At 68.5% G+C, this 15,203-nt stretch carries 13 protein-coding genes; 9 read left to right on the top strand and 4 right to left on the bottom strand.

The genetic code is table 11. The features are described from left to right. Window positions 1–263: 263 nt before the first annotated feature. The 5 genes from AC07N1_RS12180 to AC07N1_RS12160 all read left to right on the top strand — a co-directional run bounded on the left by AC07N1_RS12180 (window position 264) and on the right by AC07N1_RS12160 (window position 4,776). Window positions 264–1,550 (top strand): RNA polymerase sigma factor, encoded by a 1,287-nt coding sequence (locus AC07N1_RS12180; RefSeq protein ID WP_494672059.1) that lies wholly within the window; start codon window positions 264–266, stop codon window positions 1,548–1,550. 61 nt (window positions 1,551–1,611) lie between these two features. Further along, the gene (locus AC07N1_RS12175) at window positions 1,612–2,136 is read left to right on the top strand and encodes an SRPBCC family protein (protein WP_494672058.1); all 525 of its coding nucleotides are present in this window, start codon (window positions 1,612–1,614) and stop codon (window positions 2,134–2,136) included. 32 nt (window positions 2,137–2,168) lie between these two features. Beyond that, window positions 2,169–2,408: a hypothetical protein gene (locus AC07N1_RS12170; RefSeq protein ID WP_494672057.1), complete on the top strand. Its 240-nt coding sequence runs from the start codon at window positions 2,169–2,171 to the stop codon at window positions 2,406–2,408. Between the two features lie 379 nt (window positions 2,409–2,787). Beyond that, entirely contained in the window at window positions 2,788–4,398 is a 1,611-nt protein-coding gene (locus tag AC07N1_RS12165) for a DEAD/DEAH box helicase (RefSeq protein ID WP_494672056.1), read from the top strand. A gap of 120 nt (window positions 4,399–4,518) precedes the next feature. Beyond that, window positions 4,519–4,776 carry a hypothetical protein gene (locus AC07N1_RS12160; RefSeq protein WP_487289380.1) on the top strand — a complete coding sequence of 86 codons (258 nt, stop codon included), beginning with the start codon at window positions 4,519–4,521 and terminating at the stop codon, window positions 4,774–4,776. Window positions 4,777–4,908: 132 nt separating this feature from the next. Here the strand turns inward: AC07N1_RS12160 and AC07N1_RS12155 are convergent, their stop codons facing one another. After that, window positions 4,909–6,366 carry a coniferyl aldehyde dehydrogenase gene (locus AC07N1_RS12155; RefSeq protein ID WP_494672055.1) on the bottom strand — a complete coding sequence of 486 codons (1,458 nt, stop codon included), beginning with the start codon at window positions 6,364–6,366 and terminating at the stop codon, window positions 4,909–4,911. A 180-nt stretch (window positions 6,367–6,546) separates the two neighbouring features. On the opposite strand from AC07N1_RS12155, the gene AC07N1_RS12150 reads away from it, so the two are divergent. Beyond that, window positions 6,547–7,608, top strand: coding sequence for a GGDEF domain-containing protein (locus tag AC07N1_RS12150; RefSeq protein ID WP_494672054.1), 1,062 nt, complete (start codon window positions 6,547–6,549; stop codon window positions 7,606–7,608). A 211-nt stretch (window positions 7,609–7,819) separates the two neighbouring features. After that, window positions 7,820–8,623, top strand: a complete 804-nt coding sequence (locus tag AC07N1_RS12145) for an enoyl-CoA hydratase/isomerase (protein ID WP_494672053.1) — start codon at window positions 7,820–7,822, stop codon at window positions 8,621–8,623. Window positions 8,624–8,891: 268 nt separating this feature from the next. On the opposite strand, the gene AC07N1_RS12140 is transcribed toward AC07N1_RS12145, so the two are convergent. The 3 genes from AC07N1_RS12140 to AC07N1_RS12130 all read right to left on the bottom strand — a co-directional run bounded on the left by AC07N1_RS12140 (window position 8,892) and on the right by AC07N1_RS12130 (window position 13,722). Then, a complete protein-coding gene (locus AC07N1_RS12140; RefSeq protein ID WP_494672052.1) occupies window positions 8,892–12,092 on the bottom strand; it encodes a TonB-dependent receptor in 3,201 nt (1,066 codons plus the stop codon). Window positions 12,093–12,361: 269 nt separating this feature from the next. Further along, window positions 12,362–12,748 carry a DUF6165 family protein gene (locus AC07N1_RS12135; RefSeq protein WP_494672051.1) on the bottom strand — a complete coding sequence of 129 codons (387 nt, stop codon included), beginning with the start codon at window positions 12,746–12,748 and terminating at the stop codon, window positions 12,362–12,364. Beyond that, on the bottom strand, window positions 12,748–13,722 hold the full coding sequence (locus AC07N1_RS12130) for a glycosyltransferase family 9 protein (RefSeq protein WP_494672050.1): 975 nt from the start codon (window positions 13,720–13,722) through the stop codon (window positions 12,748–12,750). The genes AC07N1_RS12135 and AC07N1_RS12130 overlap by 1 nt, the downstream gene beginning before the upstream one ends. Window positions 13,723–13,817: 95 nt before the next feature. Between AC07N1_RS12130 and AC07N1_RS12125 the strand changes: the two genes are divergently transcribed. Both AC07N1_RS12125 and AC07N1_RS12120 read left to right on the top strand, forming a co-directional pair. Further along, window positions 13,818–14,378, top strand: coding sequence for a TetR/AcrR family transcriptional regulator (locus AC07N1_RS12125; RefSeq protein WP_494672049.1), 561 nt, complete (start codon window positions 13,818–13,820; stop codon window positions 14,376–14,378). Beyond that, complete coding sequence (locus AC07N1_RS12120) at window positions 14,375–15,175, top strand: lysophospholipid acyltransferase family protein (protein WP_494672128.1); 801 nt, start codon at window positions 14,375–14,377, stop codon at window positions 15,173–15,175. Before AC07N1_RS12125 ends, AC07N1_RS12120 begins: the two co-directional genes overlap by 4 nt. Window positions 15,176–15,203: the final 28 nt, after the last annotated feature.

Here is a 15,203-nt window from a genome sequence, read left to right as displayed (position 1 = left end):
CTGATCTCAGGGAGGCGGACGCCTCCCGCCTGATCCAGTCGAAGAAGCCGCCGGGTTCGCCCCGGCGGCTTTTTTCGTGTCGGCGATGTCGGGAGGGCGGGCCGGCCCACGTCCTTGGCCAGCGGCGCCGCGGCCGCCGGAGACACCGGGATGCCTGACGCCATTCTCTGCTATCAGATACGGGACGACGCCGACACATCGGGCCGCGCATCTGTTTTGGGAGCAGAGGGTCGCTGGTCCGGCCGGCGTCGTGGAGTTCAATGATGACCGATCCCGACTGGATCGACGCCGCCCTCGTCTCGGCCCGCCCACGGGCCATGGCCGCCCTGCTGCGCTATTTCCGCGACCTCGACACGGCGGAAGAAGCCTATCAGGACGCCTGCCTTCGCGCCCTGAAGTCCTGGCCGGAGAAGGGCCCGCCACGCGACCCGACCGCCTGGCTGATCCTGGTCGGCCGCAACAGCGGCGTCGACGCCGCCCGCCGCCGGGGTCGCCAGACCGCCCTGCCCTCCGACGAGGTGCTGACAGACCTCCAGGCGGGCCTCGACGACGCCGAGGCGGCCGCGGCCGAGCGGATCGACGGCGCCGACTGGCGCGACGACATCCTGCGGCTGCTGTTCGTCTGCTGCCATCCGGACCTGCCGGCCACACAGCAGATCGCCCTGGCCTTGCGTATCGTCTCGGGCCTGTCGGTGCGCCAGATCGCCCGCGCCTTCCTGGTCGGCGAGGCGGCGATGGAGCAGCGGATCACCCGCGCCAAGGCCCGCATCGCAAAGGGCGACCTGCCTTTCGAGGCGCCCAGCCTGACAGAGCGCGCCGCGCGGCTGTTGGTGGTCATGGCCATGGTCTATCTGGTGTTCAACGAGGGCTATTCGGCCGGCGGCGCCGAGGCCGACGCCCGGCGCCCCCTGTGCGACGAGGCCATCCGCCTGTCGCGCCTGCTGCTGGCCCTGTTCCCGGACGAGGCCGAGGTCATGGGCCTGACGGCGCTGATGCTGTTGCAGCACGCCCGCTCGCCCGCCCGGCTCGACGCCGACGGCCTGGTGGTGCTGCTCGAGAACCAGGACCGGTCGCTCTGGAACCGCGCGATGATCGACGAGGGCCTGGCCCTGCTCGACCAGGCCATGCTGCGCCGCGATCCCGGCCCCTATCAGGCCCAGGCCGCCATCGCCGCCCTGCACGCCCGCGCCGAGCGGCCCGAGGACACCGACTGGGCCCAGATCGACCTGCTGTACGCGGTGCTGGAGCGCATGACCCCCTCGCCCGTCGTCACCCTCAACCGTGCGGTGGCCGTCTCCAAGGTCGCTGGTCCGGAGGCGGCCCTGGCGATGATCGCCCCGCTGGAGGAGCGGCTTGCCGGTTATTTCCACTTCCACGGCCTGCGCGGCGCGCTGAACCAGCAGTTGGGACGCGCCGACAAGGCCCGCGAGGCCTTCGGTCGCGCCATCGCCCTGGCCGGCGACGCGGCCGAGGCCGTATACATCCGTCAGCAGCTCGATCTGCTTGCGGCCGACCCCGAGAAAAATCGCGGGCGAGTGTCGGAAGCCTGACGGTTCGAACGTCCTCGTCGCGAACGGCCCGGAAAGGGCCTCGCCTTCAAGGGAGTTTCCGATGCTGAAGATCATCGCCGCCGTGGTCGTTCTGGGTCTGGTTGGCCTGCTGATCGCCGCCGCCCTGCGTCCGCCGACCTTCCGCGTCGAGCGCTCGATCCTGGTCAGCGCCCCGCCCGAGGCCGTGCTGGCCCAGGTCTCCGACTTCAAGGCCTGGCGCGGCTGGTCGCCCTACGAGACCCTCGACGCCGACCTTTCGCGCAACTACGGCGGCGCCGAACGCGGCGTCGGCGCGACCTATGCCTGGGCCGGCAAAAAGGCCGGGACCGGCCGCATGCGCATCGACGAGGCCACCGGCCGCCAGGTCCGCATCGCGCTCGACTTCGAAAAGCCCTTCAAGGCCAGCAACACCGCCCTCTTCACCGCCGTTCCGGAAGGCGACGTCACCCGCGTGACCTGGTCGATGTCGGGACCCGCGCCGTTCGTCTCGCGGCTGATGGGCCTGGTGTTCAACATGGACAAGTTGATCGGCCGCGATTTCGAGACGGGTCTGTTCAATCTCAAGACCGTCGTCGAGCGTTCATAATCCGTCGTCGCCTTCACCCCCGGGAGTCCGCCATGGCCCGTTTCCTGCTGCTGAAGTTCGAACCGTCTTCCGAACCGCGGGTCTTCCTCGGCGAGCAGGAGGAGGCCGCCATGCCTCGCGGCGGCCAGGAGGCGAGCCATCCGGCGGCCCCCAAGGGAAGCAAGAAAGGCGGCGAGGCCTCGGCCGGCCGTGGCGGCTCCGATCGTTCGGCTTCCGCCAGGAAAGCTGCGACGACCCGCAAGAAAAACGCTGATCAACACGCGCATCACTGAGCCGCACGGCTGAAAGCCCCCTTAGAAAAACTGACGCGCTCTAATCCATACTAATCCAGTAGTGATTTCTCAGCGCCGTCTTCCTCCCCTTTGGCGGCGCCGATCGGAGCGCCGCCCCGCCAGGACTTCACGGACGGCTCTCGTGTCCTGGTCCCGTCCTTCGGGGGAAGGACTGGGGCGGCGCTCACTCTCGAACCTGCTCTTTCCCCCTTGCTCTTGCGCTTCGGCGCACGGCGGCCCACCTGAGGCCGCACAGGCCCCGCGAAGATTGACTTTGCGGCGATTGCGCCTATTTATCCCCACCTTCGGAGCAGGTCTGGCGAATCCGCGCCGCCCGCTCGCCCAAGCACGGGCGGCTCCGAGTTCAGACCAGCGTGAAATGACAGAATTCTCCGATCTCGGGCTCTCGCCCACGACCCTTCAAGCGGTCGCCGACACCGGCTACACGACCGCCACGCCGATCCAGGCCCAGGCGATCCCGGTCGCCCTCGCCGGTCAGGACGTCCTGGGCATCGCCCAGACCGGCACCGGCAAGACCGCCGCCTTCACCCTGCCGCTGATCGACAAGCTGCAGTCGGGCCGCGCCAAGGCCCGCATGCCGCGCGCCCTGGTCATCGCCCCGACCCGCGAGCTGGCCGACCAGGTCGCCTCCAGCTTCGAGAAGTACGCCAAGGGCACCAAGCTCTCGTGGGCGCTGCTGATCGGCGGCGTCTCGTTCGGCGACCAGGAAAAGAAGCTCGATCGCGGCGTCGACGTGCTGATCGCCACTCCGGGCCGCCTGCTCGACCATTTCGAGCGCGGCAAGCTGCTGATGACCGGCGTGCAGTTCCTCGTCGTCGACGAAGCCGACCGCATGCTCGACATGGGCTTCATCCCGGACATCGAGCGCATCTTCAAGATGACGCCGCCGAAGAAGCAGACCCTGTTCTTCTCGGCGACCATGCCGCCGGAAATCACCCGCCTCACCAAGCAGTTCCTGAAGGATCCGGTGCGGATCGAGGTCGCCAAGCCGGCCACGACCAACGCCAACATCACCCAGCTGCTGGTCAAGGTTCCCTCCTCCGATCCCAAGGCCAAGCGCCTGGCGCTGCGGGCGCTGATCGAAAAGGCCGGCATCGAGACCGGCATCGTCTTCTGCAACCGCAAGACCGAGGTCGACATCGTCGCCAAGTCGCTGAAGGTGCACGGCTTCGACGCCGCCGCCATCCACGGCGACCTCGACCAGAGCCAGCGCATGAAGACCCTGGCGGACTTCCGCTCGGGCGCGCTGAAGATCCTGGTGGCCTCCGACGTCGCCGCCCGCGGCCTGGACATCCCGGCCGTCAGCCACGTCTTCAACTACGACGTCCCGCACCACGCCGACGACTATGTGCACCGGATCGGCCGCACCGGTCGGGCCGGCCGCACCGGTATCACCTACATGCTGGTCACTCCGTCCGACGACAAGGGCTTCGACAAGGTCGTCAAGCTGATCGGCTCGACCCCGGACGAGGAAGTGCTCGATCTGGACTACAGCAACGCGGTCACCGTTCCGCGCGAAGGCGGCCGCGGGAGCCGTGGGCGCAGCGAGCGCCCGGGCCGTGGCGAGCGCCCCGAGCGTGGTGAACGCAGCGGCCGCGGGCGTCGCGAACGCAGCGAGGCTCCGGCCGAGACCGAAGTGGTCGAGGCCGTCGCCGTCGAGACCGCTCCGGAAGCGCCCGTCGCCGAGCGCCCCGAACGGTCGGAGCGTCCCGAACGCGAGCGCAAGCCGCGCCGCGAACGCACCCGTGAGCGTGAGCGCGCCCCCGCCGCCGTGGTCGAGGCCGCCCCTGTCGAGGAAGCCGCCCAGTCGCCGCGCACTTCGCGCGAGCGTCCGCCGATGCCGGTGCGCGGCGTCCAGCCGGTCCGCGCCCGCGACGACGACGACGACCGTCGCGTGGTCGGCTTCGGCAACGACATCCCCGCCTTCCTGCTGCGGGCTCCGCCCCGCCTGGCCAAGGTCGAGGACTGACGAACCGCCCATTCGGGCGTAGAGTGGCCGGCGTGCTCCACGGAGCCGCCGGCTTTTCTTTGTTTCCTCGACGGTTCCGCGCGTTTGCCAAGAACGAGCAAAAAGCCCGGAGGAACCGCCATGGCCAATTTCACGCCGTCCCAATCAGACGCCGACCTGCTGACCCACGAACGCACCTACCACGCCTTCAGCGTGCTGATCCGCTGGTGCGTCGTCGCCCTGGCGGTCGCCATCACCACCCTGACCCTGTGGTTCGCCACCCCGGCGGGCTTCTTCGGCGGACTGATCACGGGCGTCGTGCTGGCCGTCGCCGGCTATTTCGCGGTAATCCGCCACGAGGCCAAGCAGCCGCTGGACCTGTGGACCGAGGGGCGGTGACGCGCGCCTTCGGCGCTCCCCCTCCGGCCCTTCGGGCCACCTCCCCCAGAGGGGGAGGATCTGCACCGCGCCAGATGCTCCCCCACTGGGGGAGCTGTCGGCAAAGCCGACTGAGGGGGTCGCCGCAGGCGGCTACCGCTTGATCTGCCCCGCCAGATACTTCCGGATCGCCGCCCCGTAAGGCGGACGCAGCGCCAGCATCGGGCCGATGTCCTTCTTCAGCTGGTGGAACACCGCCTTGCGGTGACTGAACTCGCGGAAGCCGTCGTGGCCGTGATAGGCGCCCGTGCCGGCCGGGCCGACGCCGCCGAACGGCAGGTCCTCCTGGGCGACGTGGAAGATCACGTCGTTGACGGTGACGCCGCCGCTGGTAGTGCCGTTCAGCACCGTCTCGCGCTCGGCGTCATCGGTTCCGAACCAATAGAGAGCCAGCGGACGGGCATGGGCGTTGACGTAGCCGATGGCGTCCTCGACGCGGTCATAGGCCTTCACCGGCAGCAGCGGGCCGAAGATCTCGTCCTGCATCACCGTCATGTCGTCGGTGGGATCCAGGATCAGGGTCGGCGGGATCTTGCGATGCTCCTGCTGGGCGAAGTCCTCGCCGGCCGGATTGAGCTCGACCACCCTTGCGCCCTTCGCCCGGGCGTCGTCGACATAGCCCTTCACCCGGTCGTAGTGGCGCTGGGCGACCAGGGCCGTGTAGTCGGGATTGTCCTTCAGGGTCGGGAAGCTCTTCGCAACGGCCGCCTTGGCCGCCTCGACGAAGCGGTCGACGTCCTCGGCCGGGGCCAGCACGTAGTCGGGCGCCAGGCAGATCTGGCCGGCGTTCAGCGTCTTGCCGGCCATCACCCGGGCCGCGGCGGTCTCCAGGTCGGCGCCGCGCGACAGGATCACCGGGCTCTTGCCGCCCAGTTCCAGCGTGACCGGCACCAGGTTCTCGGCCGCCGCCCGCATCACGTGGCGCGCCACCGAGGTCGCCCCGGTGAACAGCAGGTGGTCGAAGGCCAGGCCTGAGAACGCCTGCCCCACCTCCGGACCGCCGGTGACGACCGCGATCTCCTCCTCGTCGAAGACCTTGGCGAACATCGCCTTCATCAGCTCCGAGGTCGCCGGCGTGAACTCCGACGGCTTGATCATCGCCCGGTTGCCGGCCGACAGCACCCCGGCCAGCGGCGCGAAGGTCAGGTTGATCGGGAAGTTCCACGGGCTGATCACCCCGACCACGCCCTTGGGCTGCCAGCGCACCTCGGCCTTGGCGCCGAACACGCCCAGCAGCGCCGGCGTCGTGCGTCGCTTCTCGGTCTTCATCCATTGGCGCAGATGGTCGCGGGCGAACTTCAGCGGGCCGATGGAGCCGGCGACGTCGGTCAGGGCCGTGGCGTCCTTGGAGCGGACGCCGAAATCGTCGCTGACGGCTTTGGCGATGTCGTCCTGGTGATCGACCAGCAGGCCGATGCAGCGGTTCAGCCAGTCGATGCGGCGTCCGGCCGAGGGCGCGCCGTCGCGCAGATGGGCGGCTTTCTGCTTCTGCAGCACCGTCTCCAGGCCGGCCCGGATGGCCTCCGGACCGATGTTGGCGGGGGCGTTCATGCGGCGTCTCTCCCGAAAACGGCCTCTCGGCTCATCTTATCAATGTTCAGGATGCGTTGAAGTTGTGACCGGCGCAAGCGCGCTCGCCGCGCCTTAACCGCTCGTTTGAACTCTTGCGCTTATGTTTGGCGCGCAAGCGATCGGCCACGGAGAATCTGGGGTCGGACGGGGGAATGAAAGATGTCGGACGTCGAGACCACGCTGCGCGGCCCTGAAGCCTACAAGATCGCCCGTCGGGCCCTGGACCTGATGGAACGCCATCAGATCTGGCCGACCGCGCTGAACTTCGAGCTCTGGACCCATTATGTCGCTGATCCGGACGGCGCCCTGGCCCGCGAGATCACCCGCCTGATCTCGATGGGCGAGCCCATCACCGAGATGCTGAGCGAAGAGCTGGCCGCCGCCTATCTTCCCAAGGCTCGCCTCAACGAACAGATCCGCGACGCCGGCGACCTGCTCTCCAAGGAGCTGGAATCGGTTTCGAAGGCCATCCAGAACGCCCAGAAGACCAACGCCGCCTTCGGCAAGACCCTGGCCGGGGTCTCCAAGGACCTCGACGGCCCGACCGCCGTCGAAGGCATCAAGGCCGTGGTCACCAGCCTGGCCGCCGCCACCCGGCAGGTCGCCAAGGAAAACAAGGCGCTGGAAAACCGCCTGGCCGAGTCCACCGCCGAGGTCGATCGTCTGCGCGAGCACCTGGAGCAGGTGCGCCGCGACGCCACGACCGACGGCCTGACCAATCTGGCCAACCGCAAGGCCTTCGACGAAGAGCTGGAGCGCGCCTGCGCCGAGGCCGACGAGGCCGGTTCGGCCATCTGCCTGGCCGTGCTCGACATCGACCACTTCAAGGGCTTCAACGATACCTGGGGCCACCAGACCGGCGACCAGGTCATCCGCTACGTCGCCAGCGTCATCGGCCGCGTGGCCGCCCTGCCCCGCTTCGCCGCCCGCTACGGCGGCGAGGAATTCGCGATGATCTTCCCGGGCGAAGCCGCCGCCGTGGTCAACGCCACGCTGGAAGAGATCCGCGTCGAGGTTTCCTCGCGCATGCTCAAGCGTCGCTCGACCAACGAGGACCTGGGCGCCATCACCCTGTCGTCCGGTTTCGCCGAGCGCCGCGCGGGCGAGACCGCCCACTCGGTCATGGAACGCGCCGACACCGCGCTCTACGCCTCCAAGCGCAGCGGCCGCAACCGCGTCACCGCCGCCGAAACCCAGCAGGAATCGGCCAACGCCGCCTGACATCCTTGGAGCGTGGCAGGCGCCGAAGCCGCTCACACTTTCGGCTGCCACGCTCTACCGAACACGCGTTCTTCTCCAGAGAACCGCGTCCGGAGCCCGTCGATCTCAGGATCGGCGGGCTCTTTCCTTTTGAGCCATCCAACGCTTGCGTTACCCCGGGGCAGCCGCGCCTAGCTTGCCGCCAGGCGCGAGAAGACGCCCGGAGGATGTGATGGCCTACGAGAAGATCCGGCTGGAAACCGAAGGCGGCGTGGCCGTCGTCACCCTTTCCGACCCCGCCACGCTCAACGCCGCCAGCCCCGAGGTCGCTCGCGAACTGGCCCACGCTTTCGGCGCCATCGCCGCTGGCCAGGTCGAGGCGCGCGCGGTCGTCCTCACCGGCGAAGGGCGCGGCTTCTGCTCGGGCGCCAACCTTTCGGCGGGGGCCACCGCCGGCCGGCCGATGGACGCCGACGGCAAGCCCGACGCCGGCGCGGCCCTGGAGAGCGTCTACAATCCGCTGGTGACGCTGCTGCGCGACTTCCCGCTGCCGATCGTCACCGCCGTCAACGGCCCAGCCGCCGGCATCGGCTGCTCCCTGGCCCTGCTGGGCGACATCGTGGTGGCCGCCGAGAGCGCCTATTTCCTGCAGGCCTTCCGCCGCATCGGCCTGGTGCCCGACGGCGGCTCGACCTGGCTGCTGCCGCGCCTGGTGGGCAAGGCCCGGGCGATGGAGATGATGCTGCTGGGCGACAAGATCCCGGCCGCCAAGGCCCTGGACTGGGGCCTGGTCAACCGCTGCGTCCCCGACGCCGAGCTGTTGCCGACCGCCCTGGAACTGGCGCGTACCCTGGCCGAAGGGCCGGCCTCGCTGGGCGCGATCCGCCGGCTGGTCTGGGACAGCCTGGAGAGCGACTGGATCGGCCAGCTCCAAGCCGAACGCCAGGCCCAGCGCGCCGCCGGCAAGACCGAGGACTTCATCGAAGGCGTCTCGGCCTTCCTGCAAAAGCGCCCGGCGGCCTTCAAGGGGCGGTGAAGGCGTTGGAGGCTCCCTCCACCTTGGAGGTTATCGCCAATTTCCTACGGACGACGCCTTCAGGTTGGGGTGATCCTGGACCGGATCGATATTCGCAAAGCCGCCTTCCTGGGCCTCGTGCCCAGGATCCATCGTTCCGCCGCTCAGACCTTGGCGGCATGGCAAAGGTCTGAGCGGTCGCTGGCATGGGCCCTCGCCACAAGGGCGAGGGAGGCGATAGAGAGATGGCGCCTCCCGCCGCGGCAAAAGCCGACCTCGCCCCCTCCCCTCAGTACTTCAGCCTGAACCCCACCGACACGCTTCGCCCGGTCGAGCCGTAGTTGGTGACCAGGTGGTTGGCGTCGTAGGCCCAGCGCTCGGTCTTCTGGTTGGTCAGGTTCAGCGCCTCCATGTTCAAGGTGATGAACTTGTTGACCGTGTAGGTCGCCGAGCCGTCGAGGTTGAACGTGGCGTTGGAGCCGCCGAAGTCGTTGACGTAGGGCGAAGAGCAGTCGCCCGGCGCGCAGGTGCCCGAGGCCAGCGGATAGGTCGTGTAGTAGGCCGCGCGATAGGCGCTCGACAGGCGGGCCGACCACTTGTCGGCGTCGTAGTAGACCGTGAAGTTCACCGCGTCGGGCGAGGCGCCCAGCCACGGTCCCTCGACGATGCCGTCTGCCTTGTCGGGGTTGAGGATGTAGCCCAGCTTGGATTCCAGGTGGGTGTAGTTGGCCTGGACGCCCAGCTTGTCGAACGGCGCGGGCAGGAAGCTCAGGTTCTGCTGGTAGCTGAACTCGACGCCCGAGATCCGCCCGCCGGGCGCATCGACGTACTGACGGATGGTCCAGTCGCCGTCGGCGGCGATATAGGCCAGCAGCGCCGTATTGGTCAGGGCGTCCTTCACCGAGGCCAGGCTGTCGCTGTCGAGCAGCTGGCTCAGCGGCCCCGAGCGCGTCACGTTCTGCGGGAAGCTGCTGATCTCCTTGGTGAAGATCGCCGCCGAGAACAGCGCGCCGGGCGCGAAGTACCATTCGAACGACAGGTCGTAGTTGGTCGCCCGGAACGGCTTCAACTCCGGATTGCCCAGGGTGATCGACGGCAGCGAGCTGGACGGCAGCGAGGTGCTGAGCGACGAGATGCCCGGCGACAGGTTGGCCAGCTGCGGCCGCGCCATCACCTTGGCCGCGCCGAAGCGCAGCAGCATGTTGTCCTTCAGCTCGTAGGCCAGATTCAGCGACGGCAGGAGGTCGTGGTACTTGTTGGTCGCCGTCAGGGCTCGGGCCGAGGTCGAATAGCCGTTCGATTCCAGTTCGGTCAGGGCGTAGCGCACTCCGACATTGCCGCGCAGGGTGCGATCGAAAAGGCCGCTGCGGAAGTCGAACTGGTTGTAGAAGCTGGTGTCGGTCTCGGTCACCGAATAGGCGTTGCCGGGGTTGGACTTCGACGACAGCCGCCAGTCGCCCCACTTGTTCACGCAGTTGCAGTCGAAGCCGAACAGGCTGCGGAACTTGTCGATGTCGGGCACGATGAAGCTGGTCGGCGTGCCGGACGAGACGTCCAAGCCCGAGCCCCACGAGACGAGCTTGCTCATCGCCGCCGTCGTGGTCCCGGCCTCCAGCAGGGTCGGGTTCAGGGTCTCTGTCGACAGGCGCTGGTACTGGGCGGTCGTGAACTCGTAGATCCGCCGGCTGACGCCGCCGCTCCAGGTCAGGTCGTCGTCGATGTCGTACTTCAGGTCGACCTTGGCGGTCTGGTAGCGGTTGTCGACATAGCGCTCGTAGTGACGCAGGGCCGAGAAGCCCTTGACCGTGTCCCACTGGGTCGGGTCGGCCACGTCGAAGCCGAAGTTGAGGATCGGCATCGCGCCGCCGCCTCGCTCGTCATAGACCACTCCGTCGGCGTCCATGTGGTTGAACTCCACCAGCAGGCCGGTGTTCTGGGTGCGCGAGCGCGACAGGCCGTAGGTGGCGTTCAGGGTGAAGCGGTCGCTGAACTCGTGGGCGAGGTTGAACGAGGCCTGCTGGAAGGTGGTGGTGTAGTAGCTCTCGTCGGCGGCCGAGCGCACGTCGACATTGTCCATCACCAGGTAGTCGGCCTGGTTGGCGTCGTTGACGTGGGCTTCCAGCACCTGGGTCGCCGGCCGGCCGACCAGGGCCTGGATCGCGCCCAGCACGCCCGCCGTCCCCGTCTGCCCGTTGTAGCCGTACTTGTAATAGTAGTCGTACGGCTCGAGGTTGTTGGGATTGTAGCTGTAGCTCGTGCCCGACACGAGCGAGGAACCGTTGAGGTCCGTGCCGCAGTCGATGGCGTCGCGATAGGCCGTGCCCGTCTGGCTGGTGCAGTACGGCAGGATCTGGCGCTGCACGCTCGCCGGCGCGGTCGAGGCGTTGTAGGTCGAATAGGTCTTGCCGCCCGAGGTCACCGTCTTGGTGTTGTTGCGGTTCAGGCCCACGGTCTGCAGCTGGTAGTTCGTCTGGTCCTGCCACAGGTGCGAATAGACGAGATCGGTGGTCACCGTGGTCTTCGGCGTCAGCCGCCACTGGAAGGCCGCCGTGGCGCCGATCCGCTCCTGCTGCAGCTCGGCGTGGTTCAGGGTCGCCAGGGCCGGGATCACCGTCAGGTCGTTCATCTGCGCCAGGGCGGCGGCGCTGGAGCCTTCCGCCGCCGTCGCGAAGCCCGTGGCCGTGGTCGTCGCGCCGGTGTGGGTGGCGTTGCGGTACAGCAGGTCGCTCTGGCCGGCCTGGCGCTGATAGCTGTCGATGGTCTGCTTGCGCGAGTTGTAGGCCAGCGAGAACAGCGCCCCCAGGTCGCCGATCTTCGTGTCGTTCCAGCGGTCGGAGACTAGGCCCGCGATGCGCGGCACGTGGGCGCCGCCGTTCTCATAGTAGGAGTCCTGGATCGACAGGGCCAGGCGCCGGCCCTTGAAGTCGAACGGCCGGCCGGTCTGCAGGTCGACCGTCGCCCCCAGCGAGCCCTCGTCGGTCTCGGCCGAGGCGGTCTTCTGCACCTTCAGCGAGTTGAACAGCTCCGAGGCGAAGGTGTTGAAGTCGAAACCGCGCGAGCGGTTGGGGCTGGTGCCCGAGTCCGTGGCCGCCGCCGTCGACAGGGCCTCCAGGCCGTTCAGGCGCACCCGAGTGAAATCGCTGCCAAGGCCCCGAACGGTGATCGTTCGCCCTTCCCCGTTCTCGCGGTCGATCGACACGCCCGGCAGGCGCTGCAGCGACTCGGCCAGGTTGGCGTCCGGGAAGTCGGCGATGTCCTCGGCGTTGATGGCGTCGACCATCACGTTGGCGTTGCGCTTGACGCTGATGGCGCTCTGCAAGGCCGCGCGGTAGCCGGTGACCACCACCTCCTCGACGGCTGTGCTCTCGACGGATTGGCCCGAAGCCTGAGGCGCCTCCTGAGCGCAAGCGGCGCCGGCGCTCAGAGCCAGCACGGACGCGGCCGCGCACAGGCGCGCCGCGGCGCGACGTTCGAATGTCGTTTGAAGCATGATGCCTCCCCCTCCCTGTCGTTTCCTTCGGAGGAGGCCCGTGTGCTCCGCGCCGCCCTCCGGTCGCCGCCCAGAAGCGGTAACCGGTGTCATTATCGGCGAAACCTCTTTGGCGGCGGATGTCGGCAGGTTGCCCGCGGAGCGCCGTTCCATGTCGTCCTCGCAGCAAACCGCTGGTCGCCGGAACGACGAAGGGCGGCCCGCCTGCGCGGACCGCCCTTCGAACGCGCCTGATAAGTCAGGCGCAAGATCATGTTTTCAATCAGCTATCAGTACGACTTGTGGCTCTTTTCCTCGACGATGTCGGAACCCGTCAGGTCGTTGATCTGGCGCTTCACCGCCGCGCGCTTGTCGTTGTCCATGTAGACGCGGCGGGCCAGCTGGACGAACTCTGGGCCGAATTCCTGGCGCCGCTCGCAGGCCCGCTTGCCGTCCTCGATGTCCCAAAGCGCCGCGTTGATATCGGTCAGTTCGGCCGTCAGCCGATCCAGCTCGGCGCTGGGCGGCAGCTTTTCGGCCGCGATTCCCTCCAGCAGGGCCAGCTCCTTGCGGACATTGGCCTCCTTGGCCGGATCACCGATCCGTTCGGCCTTGACGCGCAGGATGGTGATCTTGTCGACGAGCTCGCCGGCGGAGATGGGGGCGAGGATGGACATCAGGAAACTCCGGCGATCAGGGTGTCGAGGGCGGCCTTCACGACATCGGTCGGGAGCGCGGCCATCTCCTCTCCGTAGTCCTCGGCGCATAGCACCTCAAGACGGCGCGCGGCGGGCCTGAACTTGACCGCCTTGCGGCGGTTCAGTTGCAGCGACAGCAGGGGCGCCCCGCCGGCCGCCAGCATGTGCCCGGGACCGGCGTCGTTGGCGACCGCCGCGGCCAGCCGTCCGGCCAGGGCGATGGCCAGCAGCGGCCCCTTCACCGAGGTGAAGCCGTCGCCGCGATCGGTCTCGGGGAACAGCGCCCCCGTAACCTTGGCGCGGGCGATCGCCGCATCGGCCGCTTCGTCGGGTCCGAAGAAGAACACCGGCGCGCGCCCGGCCGCCTGCTGGTCGCGGGCCAGGTCGAGATAGCGCTCCAGCGGCCAGCGCTTCTCCTGCCCGCCGGCGCCGGGCGCCAGGCCCACATAGACGGGTCCGTCCGGCAGCAGGGCCTCGGCGGCCGAAAGGGCGTCGGTCTCGGTCAGGGCCAGGGGCCGCAAGCCGCCCTGCCCGGCGCTCGCCAGGCTCAGCAGCCGCGCCAGTCGGTCGACCACGGCCGCCGGCCAATCGCTCTTGCGGGCCTCCATCGCGGCCGAGACGAAGCGCCCTTTGGCGGCTCGGCGCGCGACGAGGCTGCGCCGCAGGTTCTCCTGGGTGTCGATGACCAAGTCGAAGGTTCGCCCGCCGAACGGCTTGACCCACGGCAGAACGTCCAGCGCGCCCGCGCCGGTGACGCCCTCCTTGAGGATTTCGTCGACATAGCCGGCCACGACGCGCTTCAACGGGCCGTCATAGACCGTCTCGCCCTTGGCCGCGCACCAGATGATCCGGGCGCCAGGAAAGGCCGCGCGCAGGCCGGCCACGAAGGGCAGCTTGATCAGGCCGTCGCCGATCACCTCGCCCATGGAATAGATCAGAACCGTCTGGACCATGGCCGTGCATGACCGCGCCCGCCCTCCCCGTCAATCGTTGGAGCGTATGTGAGCGCTTACTTGCAATTCGTACGATCTGATGTAACGTCGATCTCATGAGCGCCAAGCCCCGCATCGAACGCGCCGCCCTCGAGATCTTCGCCGCCCAGGGCGTCGACGCGGCCACCACCAAGCTGATCGCCGCCCGCGCCGAGGTTTCGGAAGGCGCGATCTACCGCCACTGGAAAAGCAAGGACGAGCTGGCCATCGGCCTGTTCATGGCCGCCCACCGACGCCTGTCCGAGCTGATCGAGGCCGAGGCCGGCGCCGTCCACGGCGTCGAGGCCAAGGCCGGCGCCCTGGTCCGCGCCTACTGCACGGCCGCCGACGAGGACTGGACCCTGTTCTCGTTCCACCTGCTGCAGTTGCACCACTTCCTGCCCTACTACCAGGAAGACGGCCGCGATCCGGTCACCCTGGTCGAGACGATCATCAAGCACGCCATGCTGAAGATGGAGCTGCCGCCGGGCGACCCGCGCGTCATCGCCGCCATGGCCATCGGCGTCATCACCCAGACCGCCCAGAACCGCGCCTACGGCCGCCTGGGCGAAGACCTGCTCTCGGCCCACGCTCCCCTGATGACCGCGGCGGTCCTCGCCGTGCTCAAGGCCCGATAAAGGACCACTTGATGCGCAGCGCGCTGTTCAACGCCTACTACTGGGTGCTGTCGGTCTTCTACGGCCTGTCGGCGGCCCTCTCGGCGCTGCTGCCGGGCCGCCGGCCGGTGACCTTCGCCCTGCGGCTCTACAGCAAGCGGATGCTGTGGGCCCTGCGCGTCTTCGCCGGCGTCGAGATCGAGCTGAAGGGCCAAGAAAACCTGCCGAAGGGCGCCTTCATCATCGCCGCCAAGCACCACAGCTGGGGCGACGGCTTCGTGATGTTCGCCAATCTCGACAACCTCAGCTTCGTCACCGGAGACCACCTGGAGAAGTTCCCGCTGCTGGGCGGCATCCTGCGGAAGTTCGGGGCGATCGTCGTCGACAGCTGCGGCGGGCCGGAAGCCCGCGCCGCCCTCTCCAAGAGCGCGGCCCAGGTGGCCGCCGAGGGCCGCCGCATCCTGATCTATCCGGAAGGCCACCTGGCCGCGCCGGGCGAGCGCTATCGCTACCGCAGCGGCGTCTATCACATGAGCCAGGACTTCGGCCTGCCGGTGGTGCCCGTCGCCACCAATCTGGGCTGCTTCTGGAAGCAGCAGGAGAAGAAGAAAACCCCCGGCCGCGCCACCGTCGAGTTCCTGCCCGCCCTGCCCCGCGACCTGCAGAAGGCCGAATTCATGAAGCTGCTGGAGAACACGATCGAGTGCCGCACCAATGAACTGATCGCGCAGGCCACCGGCCAGCCGGTGAAGGCTTCGGTGCTGGTCGATCCGCCGCGCAAGAAGCCGGCGGCCGAAACCGAACCGCTGTCGGCCTGAAGCCATGAGGCCGCTTCTCAACCCTGAG

The organism is Caulobacter sp. GW821-FHT09B11, from assembly GCF_059418205.1.
This window is presented reverse-complemented; position numbering and strand designations above follow the sequence as displayed.

Excerpts from the sequence above, each read along its gene's own strand:
- AC07N1_RS12125 (WP_494672049.1), top strand. The coding sequence starts at position 13,818 with ATGAGCGCCAAGCCCCGCATCGAACGCGCCGCCCTCGAGATCTTCGCC.
- AC07N1_RS12170 (WP_494672057.1), top strand. The coding sequence starts at position 2,169 with ATGGCCCGTTTCCTGCTGCTGAAGTTCGAACCGTCTTCCGAACCGCGG.
- AC07N1_RS12150 (WP_494672054.1), top strand. The coding sequence starts at position 6,547 with ATGTCGGACGTCGAGACCACGCTGCGCGGCCCTGAAGCCTACAAGATC.
- AC07N1_RS12145 (WP_494672053.1), top strand. The coding sequence starts at position 7,820 with ATGGCCTACGAGAAGATCCGGCTGGAAACCGAAGGCGGCGTGGCCGTC.
- AC07N1_RS12160 (WP_487289380.1), top strand. The coding sequence starts at position 4,519 with ATGGCCAATTTCACGCCGTCCCAATCAGACGCCGACCTGCTGACCCAC.
- AC07N1_RS12175 (WP_494672058.1), top strand. The coding sequence starts at position 1,612 with ATGCTGAAGATCATCGCCGCCGTGGTCGTTCTGGGTCTGGTTGGCCTG.
- AC07N1_RS12135 (WP_494672051.1), bottom strand. The coding sequence starts at position 12,748 with ATGTCCATCCTCGCCCCCATCTCCGCCGGCGAGCTCGTCGACAAGATC.
- AC07N1_RS12165 (WP_494672056.1), top strand. The coding sequence starts at position 2,788 with ATGACAGAATTCTCCGATCTCGGGCTCTCGCCCACGACCCTTCAAGCG.
- AC07N1_RS12180 (WP_494672059.1), top strand. The coding sequence starts at position 264 with ATGACCGATCCCGACTGGATCGACGCCGCCCTCGTCTCGGCCCGCCCA.
- AC07N1_RS12130 (WP_494672050.1), bottom strand. The coding sequence starts at position 13,722 with ATGGTCCAGACGGTTCTGATCTATTCCATGGGCGAGGTGATCGGCGAC.
- AC07N1_RS12140 (WP_494672052.1), bottom strand. The coding sequence starts at position 12,092 with ATGCTTCAAACGACATTCGAACGTCGCGCCGCGGCGCGCCTGTGCGCG.
- AC07N1_RS12155 (WP_494672055.1), bottom strand. The coding sequence starts at position 6,366 with ATGAACGCCCCCGCCAACATCGGTCCGGAGGCCATCCGGGCCGGCCTG.